Genomic DNA, 20224 nt, shown 5'->3' with positions numbered 1-20224 from the left:
GATTCTGAGCACTGCCCGACATCAGATCAACGCCTGCGCAGCACGTTTTTGCTGAGAGAAACCCGTCGAACCTGATCCGGCTAACACCGGCGGAGGGATTTGAGAGTGTACCCACGCTTGCTCAAAGACCTTTGCGACCTGACTTAACTCACGGAGTGCAAAGTGTTGAAACGATTGATTCCTGCCTTAATGCTGATCGCCGCACCTATGTTGGCTCACAGCGCTGATAAACCTGTTCTCACTGTTTATACCTACGATTCTTTTGCCGCTGAATGGGGCCCTGGCCCGAAGGTTAAAGCCGCGTTTGAAAAAGAGTGTGGCTGCGAGCTGAAGTTTGTGGCGCTGGAAGACGGCGTTTCGGTACTTAACCGAGTCCGTATGGAAGGCAAAAAAAGCAGCGCCGATGTGGTGTTGGGGTTGGACAATAATTTGGTGCAAGCCGCCGAGAAAACCGGCCTGTTTGTGCCTAGCGAAGTCGATACTCAGTCGCTCACCGTTCCTGGGGGCTGGCAGAATAAAACCTTTGTGCCTTATGACTACGGCTACTTCGCTTTCGTTTATAACAAGAACACGCTGAAAAACCCGCCGACCAGTCTGAAACAGCTGGTCGATGGTCCTGAAAAATGGAAAGTGATCTATCAAGATCCGCGCACCAGCACGCCAGGACTTGGCTTAATGCTTTGGATGCAAAAAGTTTACGGCCACGAAGCTCCGCAGGCATGGCAAAAACTGGCGAAGAAAACCGTGACGGTGACCAAGGGGTGGAGTGAAGCCTACGGCCTGTTCTTGAAAGGCGAAGCGGATTTGGTACTCAGCTATACCACGTCGCCGGCGTATCACATTATCGAAGAGAAAAAAGAGAACTACGCAGCCGCCGAATTTAGCGAAGGCCACTACTTACAGGTGGAAGTTGCGGCTCAGCTCGCCGGTAGCAAGCAGCCACAGCTAGCACAGAAATTTATGCAGTTTATTACCACTCCGGCTTTCCAGAACGAAATGCCAACCGGCAACTGGATGTATCCGGTGATTAAAACCACGCTGCCTGCGGGTTTTGAACAGCTGAAGGTTCCAGCAAAAGCCTTAGAATTTACGCCTGCCGAAGTGGCTCAAAACCGCGCAACATGGATCCGCTCATGGCAAGCCGCCGTCAGCCGTTAATTCCTTTCTGGTTAATCCCTGGATTGTTCGCTGCAATGGTAATTATTGCTATCGCAGCGGCATCATTTGGTTCACTCTGGCGCCATGCGCCAGAGTCGGATTGGCGTAGCCTGTGGCAAGACGATTATCTGTGGCACGTTATTCGTTTTACCTTCTGGCAGGCGTTTCTCTCCGCCGTTTGCTCGGTTCTACCGGCTATTTTGCTGGCTCGGGCACTGTTTCGCCGTCGCTTTTTAGGTCGTCAGCTATTGCTACGCCTGTGCGCCATGACGCTGGTATTGCCCGTGCTGGTCGCGGTCTTTGGGATCCTCAGCGTGTACGGCAGACAGGGCTGGCTGGCACAAATTTGTCAGCTCCTCGGCCTTGATTACACTTTCTCGCCCTATGGGTTACAGGGCATTTTGCTGGCGCATATTTTCTTTAATCTGCCGCTTGCAGCGCGTTTGTTACTTCAAGCCTTAGAGAATATCCCGACCGAACAGCGCCAACTGGCTGCCCAGCTTGGCATGAGCAGTTGGCAGCAGTTTCGTTTTGTCGAATGGCCTTACCTACGCCGCCAAATTCTGCCCGCCGGTGCGCTGATATTTATGTTGTGCTTTGCCAGCTTTGCCACCGTGCTTTCTCTCGGCGGCGGCCCGCAGGCAACCACCATCGAGCTCGCAATCTATCAGGCTTTAAGCTACGACTACGATCTCAGCCGCGCCGCGCTGCTGGCTATACTGCAACTGCTGTGCTGTTTAGGCTTAGTTTTGCTGAGTCAAAAACTTAGCGGTATTCTGCCTGTCGGCCATACGCGAGCGTTGAAATGGCGTAATCCGGTCGATAATTTGGCTGCGCGATTGCTGGATGGCGGCGTGATTTTCTGTGCGCTGTTGCTTATCCTTCCCCCGCTGCTCGCGGTGATAGCAGACGGCGCGAATCATGCGTTTGCCAGTGTACTGACTCAGCCCGTACTATGGCAGGCCACATTCACCTCGCTCAAAATTGCGTTAGGCGCAGGCCTGCTGGCCGTAACGCTGACGATGATGTTGCTATGGAGCAGCCGTGAACTTCTGCTACGCCAGCGTCGCTGGCTAGGACAAGGCATGGAACTGACCGGAATGCTGATATTAGCCATGCCCGGTATCGTGCTCGCAACAGGCTTCTTTTTACTATTAACCGATACCATTGGTATTCCACAATCAGCCTACGGACTGGTGATTTTAACCAACGCGCTAATGGCCATTCCTTACGCGCTCAAAGTGTTAGAAAACCCCATGCGCGATTTGGCCGAACGCTACAATCCGCTCTGCCTATCGCTAAGAATTCAGGGGCTCAATCGATTAAGGCTGATAGAACTGCGTGCGCTTAAACGCCCGCTCTCTCAAGCCATGGCGTTTGCCTGTGTGTTGTCATTAGGGGATTTTGGCGTGGTTGCCCTGTTTGGCAACGAGCAATTCCGCACGCTGCCGTTCTACCTGTATCAGCAAATCGGGGCCTACCGTAGCCAAGACGGTGCGGTCACCGCACTGTTATTACTGATCCTGTGTTTCTTACTTTTCACTCTGCTGGAACGTCTTCCGGGGCGAGATAAATCATGATTACGCTGAACGATCTCACTTATACCTATGAGCATCAGCCGATGCGTTTTTCACTTAGCATCTCTGCCGGAGAACGCGTGGCCATTTTGGGTCCAAGCGGTGCGGGCAAAAGTACGCTGCTTGCCTTGATTGCTGGTTTTTTGATGGCGGATAAAGGCGTGGTCAAGTTAGCTGGCGTGAATCATACCCATACTCCGCCGTCCAAACGTCCGGTATCGATGCTGTTCCAAGAGAACAATTTGTTCTCTCATCTCAGCATTGAGCAAAATCTAGGGTTAGGATTAGATGCGGGATTACGCCTAAATGGCGCGCAGAAAAAGCGCCTAAATGAAATCGCCCAGCAGGTGGGCATTCTTGATTGCCTACCTCGATTGCCGTCGCAGCTTTCCGGCGGTCAGCGCCAACGCGCCGCGCTGGCTCGCTGTCTGTTACGCGACCAGCCTATTTTACTGCTCGACGAGCCTTTTTCCGCACTCGATCCCGCGCTGAGAGGAGAAATGTTACAGCTATTAGATCAGGTTTGTTCAGAGCAAAATCTCACCCTGCTGATGGTGTCACATAATCTCGATGACGCCGCACGCATCGCTACGCGAACTCTGTTGGTTGCCGATGGACGCATTGCCTATGATGGCACCACTCAAGATCTATTGGATGGAAAAGATCCGGCGGCTGCGGCGTTGTTGGGGCGGTAGCACCGTCTTAAAACTGAATCACCTTCCACAGCAGCGAACGATAGATTGGCATCAGCGGATGGTTATGCATAAGCACAAAGCTAACTACGGCGGCAATCCACATGGCGACGGTTGCAATACGCAGGCGTAACGGTGTAAGCCACTGAGACAGTTTATCCGCCGAGCGTTTTCCCTCTCGCCACCAGCGCCAACTCAGCCACGCCGCAATCCAAATCGAAACCACCACCAGCGCCAGCAACACTTTAAATAACGTGCTGCCACTGCCCGCCGGTATATCAATCGCGACACCGGCTAAAATCCCTGGTAGGAAATAAATCGGCGGCCACGTGATACAGCCAATAATATTAGGGGGAATAAATTTCCGTGGAGGCAGCGCCAGCATGCCCGCCACCATCGGTACAACCGGCCGCGTTGGGCCAACAAAGCGGCCAATCAGCACCGTCATCATGCTATGACGATGGAGAGCGTGTTCGGTTCTATCGAGCAGCGCTTTGTTCTTCTTGATAAATGACCATCGATGGAGCGGATCTTTGAAAGCGCGGCCAATAAAGTAGGAGATCCAGTCACCGGCAAAACACGCCAGAATCCCCACGCCCCACGCATAGTAGAAATTCACCTGTCCGCTGCCAATTAATGCGCCCAGCGTTGCCATCATCACCGTACCTGGTAAAAGCAGCCCGACCAATGCTAAAGACTCTAAAAACGCCACTAAAAACACGGCGATCAAAGAGTAGGTTACCGATTGGGTCACCAAGTGTTGCAGGTACGCTTCCATAATTCTTCCACCGGAAATAATGAGCCAGCGATTTTGCGGAGCCGACCGTTTGCCGTCAACCTATCATTGCGGGGATAAACGTTTATTTACAAATGAGTAACTTAATGAGTATAGGTAATGGTGGGGATTTTGGGGGCAGCGCTTCAATTTGCTCTACGGTGTAAGGTTCCGTCCGCCGATTAATACCGAACTCCATTGATACATCAATGAAGGCGTCCGATGAGGGGCGCCAGCGCGCGCCCCTTCAATCCTCGCGCTTTTATCCGAGATGCCATTTCCGCTACGGTTTGGTATCGCCCATCCAGGGCGCCCCAAACTCCGCCGGTACATCCCTGTACCGGCGGCTCTATCTACCAAAACTTAAACTAAAAACCCGAAGCAATCTTTGTTTTGACGTTGACCTTTTCCGGCACGTTGTTCTTCGGCCGAGTGAAGGAATGGAGGTTAGGATTCGCCGACAAGGATGTCGGCGAAAGAACGGAGGAGCCAGGATGGCGATTGCCGTTCGTTCCGCCAAAACCGAAATGACAAAACGAGGGAACCTGCGAAGCAGGCCAAAGAACGGTGCCAAGCCGAGGCGTCGGAGGGCGGCGATTGAGCCCTCCGACACGGACGCCTGCACGGTTTAAATGTGGAGTTCAGTGTTTTAGGCGGACGTAACTTACCCCAAACTTAAAACGCCCATAAAATGCATCGCCCACCATCATAGACAACCACTGTATAAATACTCATACTAGCTATGTTCCCAACAACCTAATCGGTAAAAATCACCACGATGGTAAATCCCCCACAGCAAGGCTTCGTCCTCACCCGTCATTGGCGGGATACACCGGCTAGCGTGTCGGTGGAGCTGTGGTTAGCAACCGATAATGGCCCGCAGAAAGTCTCTATTGCGCCGCAGCAGGCCGTCGCATTTTTACCTGCGGAACAGCTGCCACAGGCAGAAACAGTGCTGAAAAATGAGCGCAATATTGAGATAAAACCGCTGCCGATGAAGGATTTTCATCAGCGCCCCGTCGTGGGGATTTATTGCCGTAGCTATCGTCAATTAATGAACCTTGAGAAAACCCTCAAGGAACAAGGCATGACGCTGTATGAAGCGGATATCCGTCCGCCGGATCGCTATTTGATGGAGCGTTTTATCTGCGCGCCGGTGTGGTTTTCAGGCCAGCAGGATACACAAGGCGTTTGGCGCAATACGCAGCTAAAACCGAATCCTAGCTACCGCCCGACGCTTAAGCTGGTATCGCTGGATATCGAAACCACTATGCACGGCGAGCTTTATTCCATCGGTCTGCATGGCTGCGGCCAGCGCGTGGTGTATATGTTAGGCCCCGAAAATGGAGATGCCAGCCAGCTCGATTTCGATCTGGTTTACGTAAACAGTCGCCCCCTGTTGCTCGAAGCCTTAAACCAGTGGATGGCACAGCACGATCCTGATGCGATTATTGGCTGGAACCTTATCCAGTTTGATCTCCGCGTACTGCAAAAACACGCCGAGCGTTACGGTGTTCCCTTGCGTTTAGGCCGCGGCGGCGATGCGCTGGAGTGGCGTGAGCATGGCTTTAAACAAGGACATTTTTTCGCTGCGGCCACCGGACGCCTGATTATCGACGGCATCGAAGCCCTCAAAAGTGCGTTTTGGAATTTTCCCTCTTTCAGCTTAGAAAATGTGTCTCAAACGCTGTTGGGCGAAGGTAAGGCGATGGACGATCCCTACAGCCGAATGTCTGAAATCGATCGACGATTCCGTGAAGATAAACCCGCACTGGCGCACTACAACCTGAAAGACTGTGAGCTCGTTACCCGCATATTTGAACATACCCATCTGATGACGTTTCTTCTCGAGCGCGCCACGGTCACAGGCTTAAATGCCGATCGCAACGGCGGCTCGGTTGCCGCGTTCACGCATCTTTATTTACCACGCATGCACCGCGTCGGTTTTGTGGCTCCGAATCAAGGCGATTTACCGGAAGAGGCTAGCCCTGGTGGCTTCGTGATGGATTCACGTCCTGGCTTGTATGATTCGGTACTGGTGCTGGATTATAAAAGCCTGTATCCCTCGATTATTCGTACTTTCTTAATTGATCCCGTTGGGCTTATCGAAGGCCTCCGTCAGCCTGACGATGAACACTCCGTCGCCGGTTTTCGCGGCGCGCGATTTGCCCGTGAACAGCACTGTTTGCCGGATATCGTGAGCCAAATATGGCAAGGCCGCGAGGCCGCTAAACGCGAAAAAAACGCCCCGCTTTCCCAAGCGCTCAAGATTATTATGAATGCGTTTTACGGCGTACTGGGATCGAGCGGATGCCGCTTTTTCGATCCACGCCTCGCATCATCCATAACGATGCGTGGCCATGAGATTATGCGCCGCACGCGAGAATTGATTGAAGCAGAAGGCTATCCCGTGATCTACGGCGATACGGATTCAACCTTTGTGTGGCTCAATCATGCGCACGATGAAAAACAGGCTGAAGTTATCGGACAACGCCTGATCGCCCTGATAAACCAATGGTGGAAAGATCACCTGCAAGCCGAATATGGCTTAGACAGCGCGTTAGAATTGGAATATGAATGCCACTATCGGCGCTTTTTAATGCCGACCATTCGCGGTGCCGAGCTTGGCAGTAAAAAGCGCTATGCGGGTTTGAAAGGCGACGAAATGGTGTACAAAGGCATGGAAACCGTGCGTAGTGACTGGACGCCGCTGGCGCAGCAATTTCAACAAGAGCTGTATGCGCGCATATTTAAAAACCAGCCTTACCAAGAGTTTATCCGCGATTACACCCAACGCCTGTTAGCGGGAGAATTTGACGACCGCTTGGTTTACCGTAAACGGCTAAGACGCAAGCTGAGTGAATATCAGCGCAATGTTCCCCCCCATGCTCGCGCGGCGAAAATTGCCGATGACTATAATCGTGAGCTTAATCGTCCGTTGCAGTATCAAAACGGCGGTTGGATTAGCTATGTCATTACCACCGCAGGCCCTGAGCCGTTAGAGCGCCAACGTGCGCCTATCGACTACGATCACTACCTTTCACGTCAGCTACAACCGGTTGCCGATGCCATTCTGCCGTTCATGCAGGATGACTTCACCACGCTGGTCGCAGGCCAGCTTGGGTTATTTTAGTTAAGACAATTCCATGTTTGGGGGGTGACGAAAGCGCCTTCATCCTTTAACATAGCGCCCTTCCCTCAGTTAAAACATTTACTTCATTGCTTGATTCAAGCAACGAAGCGGCCCGCTATCGCTAATAATGTAGGCCAAGTGAAAATCACTTACCCACGGCAGCGCCTGCTGCCCATGCAGTAGTTGTTCAATCATCAGTGTTCAATACATAAAAGTTGAGTCGATAATCTATGCCATTTACCTTAGGTCAACGCTGGATCAGCGATACGGAAAGCGAATTAGGATTAGGAACCGTTGTGGCGATCGATGCCCGCATGGTGACATTGCTTTTCCCTGCGACCGGCGAAAACCGCCTTTACTCACGTAATGACTCCCCAATTACCCGCGTCATGTTTAATCCGGGTGACACTATCACCAGCCACGATGGCTGGCAGTTAAAGATAGATGAAGTCAAAGAGGAAAATGGTCTGCTGACGTATATCGGCACCCGATTGGATACTGAAGAAGCTAACGTTGTGATGCGCGAAGTATTGCTCGATAGCAAACTGACCTTCAGCAAACCTCAAGACCGCCTGTTTGCCGGGCAAATCGACCGTATGGATCGCTTTGCGCTGCGTTTCCGTGCGCGTAAATATCAAAGCGAACAGTTCCGTCTTCCGTGGAGCGGCCTGCGCGGTATGCGCGCCAGCCTGATCCCGCATCAGTTGCACATTGCTTATGAAGTGGGTCAGCGCCACGCGCCTCGCGTTCTGCTCGCCGATGAAGTGGGTTTGGGTAAAACCATTGAAGCAGGGATGATTATCCACCAGCAACTGCTGGCGGGTCGCGCTGAGCGTATCCTGATTGTGGTTCCAGAAACGCTGCAACATCAGTGGCTGGTGGAAATGCTGCGTCGCTTCAATCTACGCTTCTCGCTGTTTGACGATGCTCGTTACGCCGAAGCCATGCAGGATGCAACTAACCCGTTCGAAACCGAACAGATGGTAATTTGCTCGCTGGACTTTGTGCGCCGCAACCGCCAGCGCTTAGAACAAATGGCAGATGCCGCATGGGATCTGTTAGTCGTCGATGAAGCACATCATTTGGCGTGGAGCGAAAATGCCCCAAGCCGCGAATACCAAGTGATCGAGCAACTGGCCGAGCATATTCCCGGCGTGCTGCTGTTAACCGCTACCCCAGAGCAATTAGGCCAAGAGAGCCACTTTGCCCGTCTGCGCCTGCTCGATCCAAACCGTTTCCATGACTATCAAGAGTTTGTCAGCGAACAGCAAAAATATCGTCCGGTCGCCGACGCGGTGACGTTGTTGCTTAACGATGGTCATCTGACCAACGAAGAGCTCAATATGCTGAGCGAAATGATCGCCGAGCAAGATATTGAGCCATTGCTGAAAGCGGCTAACGCTGGCGGCACCGGCAGCGTTGACGCCCGTAACGAGCTGGTCAAAATGCTGATGGATCGCCACGGCACCAGCCGCGTGCTGTTCCGTAACACCCGTCAGGGCGTGAAAGGCTTCCCACAGCGCGAACTGCATCAGATTACGTTGCCATTGCCTTCGCAATATCAAACCGCGATTAAAGTGTCCGGCATTATGGGCAGCAAAAAAACGGTTGAAGCGCGCGCCAACGATATGCTGTATCCAGAGCGTATTTATCAAGAATTCGAAGGCGAAAATGCCACGTGGTGGAACTTCGATCCACGCGTTGAATGGCTGATGAATTTCTTAACGTCGCATCGCGATGAGAAAGTGCTGGTGATTTGTGCTCAGGCGGCATCAGCGGTCAATCTGGAACAGGTACTGCGCGAGCGCGAAGCGATTCGCGGTGCGGTATTCCACGAAGGCATGACCATTATTGAACGCGACCGTGCGGCGGCCTATTTTGCTTCTCAGGAAGATGGCGCGCAGGTATTGCTGTGTTCTGAAATCGGCTCTGAAGGACGTAACTTCCAGTTTGCTCACCATTTGGTGATGTTCGATCTGCCGTTCAACCCTGATCTGCTGGAACAGCGTATTGGCCGTCTGGATCGTATTGGCCAGAATCACGACATCAAGATTTTCGTTCCTTGCCTAGAAAACACCGCGCAGTCGGTCTTGGTTCGCTGGTATCACGAAGGTCTGGATGCCTTTGAACATACTTGCCCGACCGGACGCACCATCTATGACAGCAGCTATCAAACGCTGTTGGGCTATTTGGCTGCACCGTCTCAGTTGGAAGGCTTTGATGATTTCATCAAAGAGTGCCGCGCTCAGCACGATACTCTGAAAGTTCAACTGGAACAGGGCCGCGATCGCCTGTTAGAAATGCATTCAAACGGCGGCGAAGCCGCACAAGAACTGGCTGAAGCGATTGCCGATCAGGATAACGACGTTGGCTTGGTTAACTTTGCGCTGAACCTGTTTGATATCGTGGGCATCAATCAGGACGATCAGAGCGACAACATGATCATCCTGACGCCGTCCGAGCACATGCTGGTACCTGATTTCCCTGGCCTGCCGCAGGATGGCTGTACCGTCACCTTCGACCGTGAACAGGCGCTGTCACGCGAAGATGCACAGTTTATTAGCTGGGAACATCCGATTATTCGCAACGGCTTGGATCTGATCCTGTCTGGCGATACCGGTAGCTGTGCGGTTTCTTTGCTGAAAAACAAGGCGTTGCCGGTTGGCACGCTGCTGTTAGAAGCCATTTACGTGGTGGAAGCTCAGGCACCAAAACATCTGCAACTGACCCGTTTCTTGCCACCAACGCCGGTACGTATGCTGTTGGATGCGAAAGGCACCAACTTAGCCGCTCAGGTTGAGTTTGAGAGCTTTAACCGCCAATTGAACTCCATCAACCGCCACACCTCGAGCAAGCTGGTTAACGCCGTTCAGCCGAACGTCCACGCCATGCTGCAAGCAGGCGAGGCACTGATTGGCGAGCAGGCGACTGCGCTCATCAACGAAGCGAAACGTGAAGCCGATGAAAAGCTTAGCGCTGAGCTGGCACGCTTGGAATCCTTGAAAGCCGTTAACCCGAACATTCGTGATGACGAGCTGGAAACGCTGGAATTCAACCGCCGTCAGGTGTTAGAGAACTTGGATCAAGCGGGCTGGCGTTTGGATGCGATTCGCCTCATCGTGGTGTCTCATCAATAATGACGACTCCCGTGCTCCATAATATCCTGATCAATCCGGTCGCCGGCGGCGTAGATCCTGCGCTGTCGGGGGGAACGCCGCCGCTGGGGGAGTACCATCCCCCACGCGAGCCTTGGCTGCATGTTTTATATCAAGATGAACATATCATCGTGGTTAATAAGCCAAGTGGATTGCTGTCTGTTCCGGGGCGTGCTGAAGAGCACCGAGACAGCGTGATGACCCGCGTTCAGGCTAATTTTCCTATAGCAGAATCAGTGCATCGGCTAGATATGGCAACCAGCGGCGTTATTGTCGTTGCGTTAACAAAAGCTGCCGAGCGCGAGCTTAAGCGTCAGTTCCGCGAGCGCGAGCCGAAGAAAAGCTATATTGCTCGCATTTGGGGTCATATGGAGCATGACGAAGGCCTGATTGATTTGCCTTTGATCTGCGATTGGCCAAATCGGCCTAAGCAGAAAGTCTGCTTTGAGCACGGAAAATCGGCGCAAACCGGTTATCTGGTGCTGAGCCGCGATGCCGATGGTTCCACGCGAGTGAAACTCACGCCCATCACCGGTCGCTCACACCAGCTACGCGTACACATGCTGGCGCTGGGCCACCCTATTCTCGGCGATAAGTTTTACGCACATCCCGAAGCTAAAGCGATGGCTCCACGCCTTCAGCTGCACGCTCAAGAACTGCGCATCACCCACCCTGAGTTTGGCACCGCGATGCATTTTAGCTGCGAGCCTGATTTCTAACACCTTTCCCAATAAAGGTGGCTCTGTGAGCCACCTCCTATAACCATTATCTTCTTAAGGTTATAGTCCCCTGCGATCGTTTAGTTTTTCTACGGTACATCGTGACCGTAAGTTTTCTGTCTAAACCCTAAATCATCGTTCGCCCGGGTCCGGGGAAGGAATAGCCATGTCACTCATCAATGAATTGCCCGCCATTTTCGATAGTTTTTCCGACGCACGCCGTCAGGGATTCCTCACCGTTTTAGAGCTCAAAGAACAAAACATCCCGCTGGTGGGTACCTACTGCACCTTTATGCCGCAAGAAATTGCCTTGGCCGCGGGCGCGGTGGTGGTGTCACTTTGCTCAACCAGTGATGAAACCATTGAAGAAGCGGAGAAAGATCTGCCACGCAACCTTTGTCCACTCATCAAGAGCAGCTACGGATTTGGCAAAACGGATAAATGTCCCTATTTCTATTTTTCAGATCTGGTTGTGGGAGAAACTACCTGCGACGGAAAGAAAAAAATGTATGAGTACATGGCTGAGTTCAAACCGGTACATGTGATGCAACTGCCTAACAGCGCCAGCGATGACGCCTCACGTGCACTATGGCGAGCTGAGATTTTGCGGTTGCAGGCCACGCTTGAACAGCAGTTTGGCCGTAAAATTAGCGAACACGATCTGCGTGCAGCTATTGCGCTAAAAAACCAAGAGCGTGAAGCGTTGTCCTCTTTTTATCGTTTGGGGCAGCTAAATCCTCCTGCTCTATCCGGGGTTGAAATCCTTAAAGTCGTGTACGGCGCCACCTTTAAATTCGACAAAAATGCGCTGATCGACGAACTCAATGCCTTAACGACAAAAGTGCGGCAAGAATACGAACAAGGCAAACGTCTTGAACCTCGACCCCGCATTTTGATTACCGGCTGTCCAATCGGCGGCGCGGCGGAAAAAGTGGTTCGTGCCATTGAAGAAAACGGTGGTTGGGTAGTGGGTTACGAAAACTGCACCGGTGCGAAAGCCACTGAGATGCAGGTTAGCGAAGAAGGCGACGTGTACGACGCATTAACCGACAAGTATCTGGCGATTGGCTGCTCCTGCATTTCCCCCAATACCCAGCGCCTGAATCTGCTTAGCCAGATGATTGACGAGTATCAGGCCGACGGCGTTATCGACGTTATTCTTCAGGCCTGCCATACCTACGCGGTGGAGTCTCTCGCCATCAAACGGCATGTGCGCCAGCAGCATGATATTCCTTACATGGCGATCGAAACGGACTACTCCAACTCCGATATTGGCCAACTTAATACTCGCGTGAGTGCGTTTATCGAGATGATGTAAGGAGCTGCGCGTGAGTTTAAGTATTGGCATAGACTCTGGATCTACGGCCACCAAAGGGATCTTAATGAGCCACGCTAACAGCGGTGAGATCCTGCGTCGTTTTCTCGGGCCCACGTCGTTTCGCCCGCAGGACACCATTGATGAGGCGTGGTCACAGCTGAGTGCAGATCTGAGTGAGCGTCCCATGCTCACGCTCACCGGCTATGGACGTGCCTTGGTGGACTACGCCGATAAGCAGGTGACAGAAATTACCTGCCATGGCATAGGCGCGCGGTTTTTGTGTCCCAGCGCACATACGGTTATCGATATTGGCGGACAAGACAGCAAAGTGATTCATCTGGATACGGATGGAAGCCTTACGGACTTTCTGATGAACGATAAGTGTGCCGCAGGAACCGGACGCTTTCTCGAAGTGATATCTCGCACGCTGGGTACCGAGGTCAGCCTGTTGGATAAACTGGTTGCTGGCGTAGCTCCGCATCCAATTTCCAGCATGTGTACGGTTTTCGCTGAGTCAGAAGTTATCAGCCTGCGCTCTGCAGGCGTGGCGCCTGAGGCTATTTTGTCCGGCATCGTTTATGCCATGGCACGCCGCAGCGCCAACTTTATTGGCCGACTCGGCGTGCGCCCGACGATCTTATTTACCGGCGGCGTAAGCCATTGTGACGCGTTTCGCCTGCATCTTAGTCAGGCGCTAGACACCGAGGTAAAAACGCATCCTGATGCTCAGTTTGCGGGGGCACTCGGAGCGGCGCTGGTCGGCGGCCGCCAGAAAAAGAGAGGCCTGCATGGAGGATGAATACCTTTTTTTGTTCCACAGTACGCTAGGGGTGGTGCGTTTGAAAAAACGGCTACAGGCACAAAACGTGGTATTTAAGGTCGCTGATATTCCACGCCAGCTGAGCAGCGGCTGCGGATTGAGTATCCGGCTATGCTGTCCCAAGCCTGAATTGTCACAATGGTGGGTTGACGGTGAAACATCGGCGATTTTTCGCTGCGAGGGTGAGGCGTATCATGCTGTTTCGCTAGACGCGTAAATCGACATAAAAAAGCCCGCAATAAATAATGCGGGCTTTTTCTCGGACAAAGGATTACTTGAACCCTTTTTCCTTCTTAATTAAATCGTAAGCAGCCTGAATTTCTTGCGCTTTCTGTTTGGCCATTTCCATCATTTCCGGTGGTAAACCTTTCGCCACCAGCTTATCTGGATGGTGCTCGCTCATCAGCTTGCGGTACGCACGTTTGATCGTCGTGGCGTCGTCGTTCGGCTTAACACCTAACACTTTGCAAGCATCAGCCAGCGTCGGCCCACTTTGACGCTGATAGCCGCCGTATCCGCCTTGCTGCTGATACTGTCCTTGCTGTTGGTAGCCGCCGCCAAACTGGCGTCCGCCCTCCATCATGCTGAGGAACTGATCAAACTGAATACGCGAGAAACCAAGCTCTTCAGCGATCACATACAGCACCGCACGCTCATTCGGATGCAACGAACCATCGGCAAATGCGGCCTGTAGCTGGATCTCCAAGAACATACGGATGAGATCGACACGCCCAAAGCAGATGCTGCGCAACTCCCGCAGCTTCTCACGCAGGGGAAAATCAGCCTGCTTGCCTTCGCGAAACGCCTGCTGCGCCGCCGTTCTTGCCGCACCGTGCAGCTGCATTCTTTCCATCAGCGCACTGGCAACGTGAATATCTGCTTCGGTTACACGCCCTTTCGACTTGGTTAAATGCCCCATAACCTGAAACGTCGTGCTAAAAAAGAGAGACTGTCGCTGCGCTTGGTTAGAAAAGTAGCCACTGCTTCTCACCTGACGCGACTTATCTATCATGTGGCCAATAAGTAGCCCTAACACGACGCCCCAAAAGCCCGTTCCTGACATTAGACCAAGAACTAATCCGATTAATTTACCCCAATACTGCATATCGTCCTCAATTCATCATGCCGTGGGACATAATTTGCTTTATCATACCTGTCATTTATTCTGACGCCTAACGACAGCAACCAAGAATGCGTCAATTTAACACTAGCGCAACGCTTAGGGGTGATATAGTCTCTGAGCGTTCGCTGCTCGACGCCTCTGATGACGGAACTTCTGAAACCGCGTATGAAAAAAAGTATTCCAACACTGGTTGCCACCTTGGTTTGGTCGGCACTCTATAGCCAGAACGCTCTGGCCGATCTTGCTGAGCAATGCTTGCTCGGCGTGCCTATGTATAACAAACCACTGGTATCCGGCAATCCAAATGATTTACCGGTGCATATTCAAGCCGATAAAAGCGACGCAAATTATCCAGATAATGCGGTGTTCAGCGGAAACGTGAACATTGAGCAGGGTAATAGCACGCTGACAGCCGATCAGGTTCAGCTCGATCAGAAGTTTCTTAAAGATAAGCCCGATCCGCTGCGCACGGTCACTGCAACCGGCAACGTTAACTATTCAGATAATCAGGTCAAACTGAAAGGCCCGAACGCGTGGTCAAATCTGAATAACAAAGACACTAACGTGTGGCAGGGTGATTATCAGTTCGTAGGCCGCCAAGGTCGAGGCACCGCGGATTTAATGAAAACCCGCGCTGAGAACCGTTACACCATTTTAGAAAACGGGACCTTTACGTCCTGTTTGCCTGGCGATAATAGCTGGAGCGTTGCAGGTTCTGAAATCATTCAGGATCGGCAGGAAGAAGTGGCAGAGATTTGGAACGCGCGCTTTAAAATTGGCGGAGTTCCGGTTTTCTATAGCCCTTACCTGCAGCTCCCTATCGGTGACAAACGCCGTTCCGGCTTCTTGCTACCTGATTTTAAATATTCCAGCAGCGATGGCGTTGAATTTAGCCTGCCATGGTATTGGAACATCGCCCCTCAGGTCGATGCCACCATTACGCCACACTACATGGAAAACCGTGGTCTGCAATTGCAGAACGAGTTCCGCTATCTGACCGTCGCGGGTACCGGTTTGATGGAGCTGGACTGGTTAAACAAAGACAAACAGTACGCAGACGATCGTCTGGATAAAAACAATATCTCTGACGCGGAAAAAGACAAAAAACGCTGGTTGTTCTACTGGCAGCACAACGGCGTGATGGATCAGGTGTGGCGATTTAACGTCGACTACACCAAAGTGAGCGATCCTTACTACTTTAACGATCTGGATTCAACCCACGGCTCCAGCACCGATGGCTACGCAACGCAAAAATTCAGCGTGGGCTACGCCGAGCAAAACTGGAACGCAACGTTATCCACCACGCAGTTCCAAGTGTTTGCTGACGCCGGTAATACAAACGCATACCGCGCTGAGCCACAGCTAGATTTGAATTACTATAAAAACGATATCGGCCCGTTTGACCTGCATTTGTATGGTCAAGCCGTTAAATTTACCAACGAAAGCGATACTCAGCCTGAAGCCGATCGTTATCACTTCGAACCGACCCTTGATCTTCCTTGGTCAAACGGCTGGGCCAGTGTGAATACCGAAACTAAGCTGTTGGCAACGCACTACCAACAAACTCTGCCGGATAACAACAGCAACTTTAGCGATCTTAAAGACTCGGTAAACCGCGTTATGCCAGAGTTCAAAGTCGACGGTAAAGTCACCTTCGATCGCAATATGGACTGGGCTGAAGGCTACACCCAAACGCTGGAGCCACGCGCTCAGTACCTGTATATCCCTTACCGCGATCAAAGCGATATCGGCATTTATGACTCAACGCTGCTGCAGATGGACTATACAGGTCTGTTCCGTGACCGTATCTATAGTGGTCTAGACCGTATTGCCTCCGCCAACCAGATGTCGACCGGCTTGACTACGCGTATCTATGACGATGCACTGGTAGAGCGCTTTAACGCGTCTCTGGGGCAGATTTACTACTTCGAACGCTCTCGTACCGGTGATGAAACGCTGTCTACCGATAAAGATAAAGATACCGGTAGCCTCGTTTGGGCTGGCGATTCTTACTGGAAAATTACCGACCATTGGGGCATCCGTGGCGGCTTACAGTATGATACCCGTTTAAACAGCGTCGCGCTGGGTGATGCGGTGATGGAATATCGTAAGGATGCCGAAACGATGGTTCAGTTGAACTACCGTTACGCTAGCCCTGAATATGTCACAGCGATGATCCCACAATACGCCAAAAACGATCTGTATAACCAAGGGATCAGCCAAGTGGGCGCAACGGGAAGTATTCCTGTCGCCGATCGCTGGGCGTTAGTGGCGGCGTACTACTACGATACCAACGCGAATCAAACCGCGGATTCTCTGGTTGGCCTACAGTACAACACCTGTTGTTGGTCTGTTGGTGTAAACTACGAGCGTAAAATCACCTCTTGGGATTCTACCGCCTCTCAGCCAAACAGTAAGTACGACAACAAGTTCTCGTTCACCTTCGCACTACGTGGATTGGGCACGAATTACAGCTTGGGTACGGCAGACATGCTGCAAAAAGGTATCTTGCCTTACCAGCGTGCTTTCTAACATTTTGCGATTTTTGTGGTCTAATCACTACCTAGTTGTAGCTTGATTAGTAAAAGCAGAGTTTTGACATTAACCCGCAGCGATGCGGATTGGACAAATGGAAAAGGTATGAAGAACTGGAGAACGCTGATCCTCGGTGTGGCATTCTGTGCCAACACTGCGTTTGCAGCCCCTCAAGTCGTTGATAAAGTAGCCGCTGTGGTTGATAACGGTGTGGTGCTGGAAAGTGACGTCGATGGTCTGATGCAATCCGTAAAACTGAACGCGCGTGAAGCTGGTCAGCAACTGCCTGATGATGCCACGTTGCGTCACCAGATCCTCGAGCGTCTGATCATGGATAACATCCAGCTGCAGATGGCGAAAAAGATGGGCATCAATATGACCGATGCTGACGTCGATCGTGCGATTGGTAACATTGCTCAGCAAAACAACATGTCGATGGATCAGATGCGTAGCCGTTTGGCCGCTGATGGGATTAACTATAAAACCTATCGCGAGCAGATCCGCAAAGAGATGCTGATTTCTGAAGTGCGTAACAATGAAGTTCGCCGCCGCGTGACGATTCTTCCGCAAGAAGTTGAAGCTTTGGCTAAACAAGTGGGATCGCAGAACGGTGCTGATACCGAGCTTAATCTCAGCCACATCCTGATTGCTCTGCCGGAGAACCCGTCTCAGCAGCAGGTTGACGACGCAGAACAACAGGCTCGTCAGTTGACTGACCAACTGAACAAGGGTGCTGATTTTGGCAAGATGGCGGTAAGTTATTCCGCAGACTCTCAGGCGCTGAAAGGCGGCCAAATGGGCTGGGGAAAAATTCAGGAACTGCCTTCACTGTTTGCGGCTGCACTGCAAACGGCTAAAAAAGGTGACATCATTGGCCCAATCCGCTCCGGCGTTGGTTTCCATATCCTAAAAGTGAATGACGTTCGTGGCGGTCAGGCTAATGTGTCTGTTACCGAAGTTCACGCTCGCCATATTTTGCTGCGTCCTTCTCCGGTGATGACCGACGATCAGGCTCGTGCAAAACTGCAGGAAGTTGCCCAGCAGATTAAGAATAAGCAGATCACCTTTGATGAAGCCGCTCGCGCTATTTCTCAGGATCCAGGTTCCGCACTGAAAGGCGGCGATCTCGGTTGGGCAGTTCCAACCATGTACGATCCTGCTTTCCGCGATGCGTTAATGAAGCTGCAAAAAGGCGAATTAAGCGCACCGGTTCACTCTTCATTTGGCTGGCATTTGATTCAACTGATGGATACGCGCCAAGTCGACCGCACCGATGATGCACAGAAAGATCGCGCATATCGCATGCTGTTCAACCGCAAGTTTGCGGAAGAAGCACAGACTTGGATGCAGGAAGAGCGTGCCAGCGCTTATGTAAAAATTATTGATGGTAGCAATGCCCAGTAATCATACACATGACACGTTTCGTGTCGTTATAACCCCCGGTGAACCTGCCGGGGTGGGGCCAGATTTGGTTATCGCTCTTGCTCAACAGGCTTGGCCTGCTGAGTTGGTAGTGTGCGCCGATCCGGCTTTGTTGCTTGAACGTGCCGCATTATTGCAACTGCCGCTTACGCTGCGAGAATATCAGCCTGATATCCCCGCCCAGCCGCAAGCAGAAAAAACGCTGACCATTCTGCCAATCAAGCTGCACAGCAAAGCTTTGCCTGGGCAGCTTGACGTCAATAATGGTGCCTACGTGGTGGAAACGCTGGCGCGAGCGTGCGATGGCTGCCTGCGCGGTGAATTCGCAGCGCTCATCACCGGCCCCGTTCACAAAGGCATTATTAATGACGCAGGTGTGCCTTTCACTGGCCACACCGAGTTCTTCGCCGAACGTAGCCATCGCGATCGCGTGGTGATGATGCTGGCGACGGAAGAGTTGCGTGTAGCATTAGCCACCACCCATCTTCCACTGCTTGATGTGCCGGCGGCGATTACGCCACAAACGCTCACTGAAGTTATCACGATCCTAAATCATGATTTACGTACCAAATTTGGTATCGATGAACCGCAAATTTACGTCTGTGGCCTAAACCCCCACGCGGGTGAAGGCGGTCATATGGGACGTGAAGAAATTGATGTGATTATTCCGACGCTTGAGTCGCTGCGTCAACAGGGTATTCACCTGATTGGCCCCCTGCCCGCTGATACACTATTCCAGCCTAAATATCTGGAGCACGCCGATGCCGTTTTGGCGATGTATCACGATCAAGGCCTACCGGTGCTAAAATACCAAGGCTTCGGCCGCGCTGTGAATATTACGTTGGGGCTGCCGTTCATCCGCACCTCCGTCGATCACGGCACCGCGCTGGATCTGGCTGCTACTGGCATCGCTGATGTGGGTAGTTTCAGAACAGCATTAAATCTCGCTATTAAAATGATAAATAACAGTAATGAATAACAGAGTTCACCAAGGCCATCTGGCTCGTAAACGTTTTGGACAAAACTTCCTGACCGATCAGTATGTGATCGACAGCATTGTGTCCGCTATCCATCCAATGCCAGGCCAAGCCGTGGTTGAAATCGGCCCCGGTTTGGGCGCACTGACCGAGCCTGTTGCCGACCGCATGGACAAAATGACGGTTATCGAACTCGACCGCGATTTAGCCGCACGACTAGCAACTCATCCGTTTATCAGCAGCAAACTTAACATTCGTCAGCAAGATGCGATGACCGTTGATTTTGGCGAGCTATCACGCGAGTTGGGCCAACCGATACGCGTATTTGGTAATCTGCCTTACAACATTTCAACGCCGTTGATGTTCCACCTGTTCACCTATACTGGAGCTATCAGCGACATGCATTTCATGTTGCAAAAAGAAGTGGTGAACCGTTTGGTTGCCGGGCCGAACAGTAAAGCCTATGGCCGTTTGACCGTTATGGCGCAATACTACTGTCAGGTTATTCCTGTACTGGAAGTTCCGCCAACGGCGTTCCGTCCAGCACCAAAAGTTGACTCAGCCGTGGTTCGTCTGATCCCACATGCGACTATTCCGCATCCGGTCAAAGACATCCGCGTGCTTAGCCGTATCACCACAGAAGCTTTTAATCAGCGTCGCAAAACCGTGCGCAATAGTTTGGGCCATCTGTTCACCCCAGAACAATTGACCGAGCTGGGTATCGATCCTACTCAGCGCGCAGAGAATATCTCTGTTGAGAACTATTGCAAACTCGCCAACTGGCTGTGTGAGAAATCAGCAGAATAGTTGTGCAATATAC

At 51.9% G+C, this 20224-nt stretch carries 15 protein-coding genes; 13 read left to right on the top strand and 2 right to left on the bottom strand.

Going from position 1 to position 20224, the window contains the following annotated elements; all coding sequences use genetic code 11:
- Window positions 1-189 precede the first annotated feature (189 nt).
- Genes thiB through thiQ form a run of 3 tightly spaced genes read left to right on the top strand, consistent with a single transcriptional unit; the run spans window position 190 to window position 3430 of the window.
- On the top strand, window positions 190-1158 hold the full coding sequence (gene thiB, locus RSC70_RS09670) for a thiamine ABC transporter substrate binding subunit (protein WP_442904280.1): 969 nt from the start codon (window positions 190-192) through the stop codon (window positions 1156-1158).
- Window positions 1134-2738 (top strand): thiamine/thiamine pyrophosphate ABC transporter permease ThiP, encoded by a 1605-nt coding sequence (gene thiP / locus RSC70_RS09665; protein WP_332542313.1) that lies wholly within the window; start codon window positions 1134-1136, stop codon window positions 2736-2738. The genes thiB and thiP overlap by 25 nt, the downstream gene beginning before the upstream one ends.
- Window positions 2735-3430: a thiamine ABC transporter ATP-binding protein ThiQ gene (gene thiQ, locus RSC70_RS09660; protein WP_332542312.1), complete on the top strand. Its 696-nt coding sequence runs from the start codon at window positions 2735-2737 to the stop codon at window positions 3428-3430. The genes thiP and thiQ overlap by 4 nt, the downstream gene beginning before the upstream one ends.
- Window positions 3431-3437: 7 nt before the next feature.
- Here the strand turns inward: thiQ and RSC70_RS09655 are convergent, their stop codons facing one another.
- Entirely contained in the window at window positions 3438-4205 is a 768-nt protein-coding gene (locus RSC70_RS09655; protein WP_332542311.1) for a DedA family protein, read from the bottom strand.
- 775 nt (window positions 4206-4980) lie between these two features.
- Here RSC70_RS09655 and RSC70_RS09650 point away from each other — a divergent pair.
- The 6 genes from RSC70_RS09650 to RSC70_RS09625 all read left to right on the top strand — a co-directional run bounded on the left by RSC70_RS09650 (window position 4981) and on the right by RSC70_RS09625 (window position 13564).
- Complete coding sequence (locus RSC70_RS09650; RefSeq protein ID WP_130998697.1) at window positions 4981-7335, top strand: DNA polymerase II; 2355 nt, start codon at window positions 4981-4983, stop codon at window positions 7333-7335.
- 230 nt (window positions 7336-7565) lie between these two features.
- Window positions 7566-10472 carry an RNA polymerase-associated protein RapA gene (gene rapA / locus RSC70_RS09645; RefSeq protein WP_040045401.1) on the top strand — a complete coding sequence of 969 codons (2907 nt, stop codon included), beginning with the start codon at window positions 7566-7568 and terminating at the stop codon, window positions 10470-10472.
- Between the two features lie 83 nt (window positions 10473-10555).
- Entirely contained in the window at window positions 10556-11209 is a 654-nt protein-coding gene (gene rluA / locus RSC70_RS09640; protein WP_282814610.1) for a bifunctional tRNA pseudouridine(32) synthase/23S rRNA pseudouridine(746) synthase RluA, read from the top strand.
- Between the two features lie 166 nt (window positions 11210-11375).
- The gene (locus RSC70_RS09635) at window positions 11376-12527 is read left to right on the top strand and encodes a double-cubane-cluster-containing anaerobic reductase (protein WP_063586468.1); all 1152 of its coding nucleotides are present in this window, start codon (window positions 11376-11378) and stop codon (window positions 12525-12527) included.
- Window positions 12528-12537: 10 nt separating this feature from the next.
- Window positions 12538-13326, top strand: coding sequence for an acyl-CoA dehydratase activase (locus tag RSC70_RS09630; protein ID WP_332542310.1), 789 nt, complete (start codon window positions 12538-12540; stop codon window positions 13324-13326).
- Window positions 13316-13564 carry a DUF3343 domain-containing protein gene (locus tag RSC70_RS09625; protein ID WP_130998694.1) on the top strand — a complete coding sequence of 83 codons (249 nt, stop codon included), beginning with the start codon at window positions 13316-13318 and terminating at the stop codon, window positions 13562-13564. The genes RSC70_RS09630 and RSC70_RS09625 overlap by 11 nt, the downstream gene beginning before the upstream one ends.
- Before the next feature lie 54 nt (window positions 13565-13618).
- Here the strand turns inward: RSC70_RS09625 and djlA are convergent, their stop codons facing one another.
- Entirely contained in the window at window positions 13619-14452 is an 834-nt protein-coding gene (gene djlA / locus RSC70_RS09620; RefSeq protein WP_332542309.1) for a co-chaperone DjlA, read from the bottom strand.
- A gap of 159 nt (window positions 14453-14611) precedes the next feature.
- Here djlA and lptD point away from each other — a divergent pair, with 159 nt between their 5' ends.
- The 4 genes from lptD (at window position 14612) to rsmA (ending at window position 20211) form a co-directional block, all read left to right on the top strand.
- Window positions 14612-17002, top strand: coding sequence for an LPS assembly protein LptD (lptD, locus tag RSC70_RS09615; protein WP_332542308.1), 2391 nt, complete (start codon window positions 14612-14614; stop codon window positions 17000-17002).
- A 108-nt stretch (window positions 17003-17110) separates the two neighbouring features.
- Window positions 17111-18409: a peptidylprolyl isomerase SurA gene (gene surA / locus RSC70_RS09610; protein ID WP_046359699.1), complete on the top strand. Its 1299-nt coding sequence runs from the start codon at window positions 17111-17113 to the stop codon at window positions 18407-18409.
- Window positions 18399-19406, top strand: a complete 1008-nt coding sequence (pdxA, locus tag RSC70_RS09605) for a 4-hydroxythreonine-4-phosphate dehydrogenase PdxA (protein WP_130998692.1) — start codon at window positions 18399-18401, stop codon at window positions 19404-19406. The genes surA and pdxA overlap by 11 nt, the downstream gene beginning before the upstream one ends.
- Window positions 19399-20211, top strand: coding sequence for a 16S rRNA (adenine(1518)-N(6)/adenine(1519)-N(6))-dimethyltransferase RsmA (gene rsmA, locus RSC70_RS09600; protein WP_040045408.1), 813 nt, complete (start codon window positions 19399-19401; stop codon window positions 20209-20211). Before pdxA ends, rsmA begins: the two co-directional genes overlap by 8 nt.
- Window positions 20212-20224: the final 13 nt, after the last annotated feature.

It is taken from the genome of Hafnia sp. (assembly GCF_036648275.1).
Taxonomy (GTDB): domain Bacteria; phylum Pseudomonadota; class Gammaproteobacteria; order Enterobacterales; family Enterobacteriaceae; genus Hafnia; species Hafnia alvei.
The sequence above is the reverse complement of the archived record's forward strand: the minus strand, read 5'-3'. Positions and strand labels throughout refer to the sequence as shown.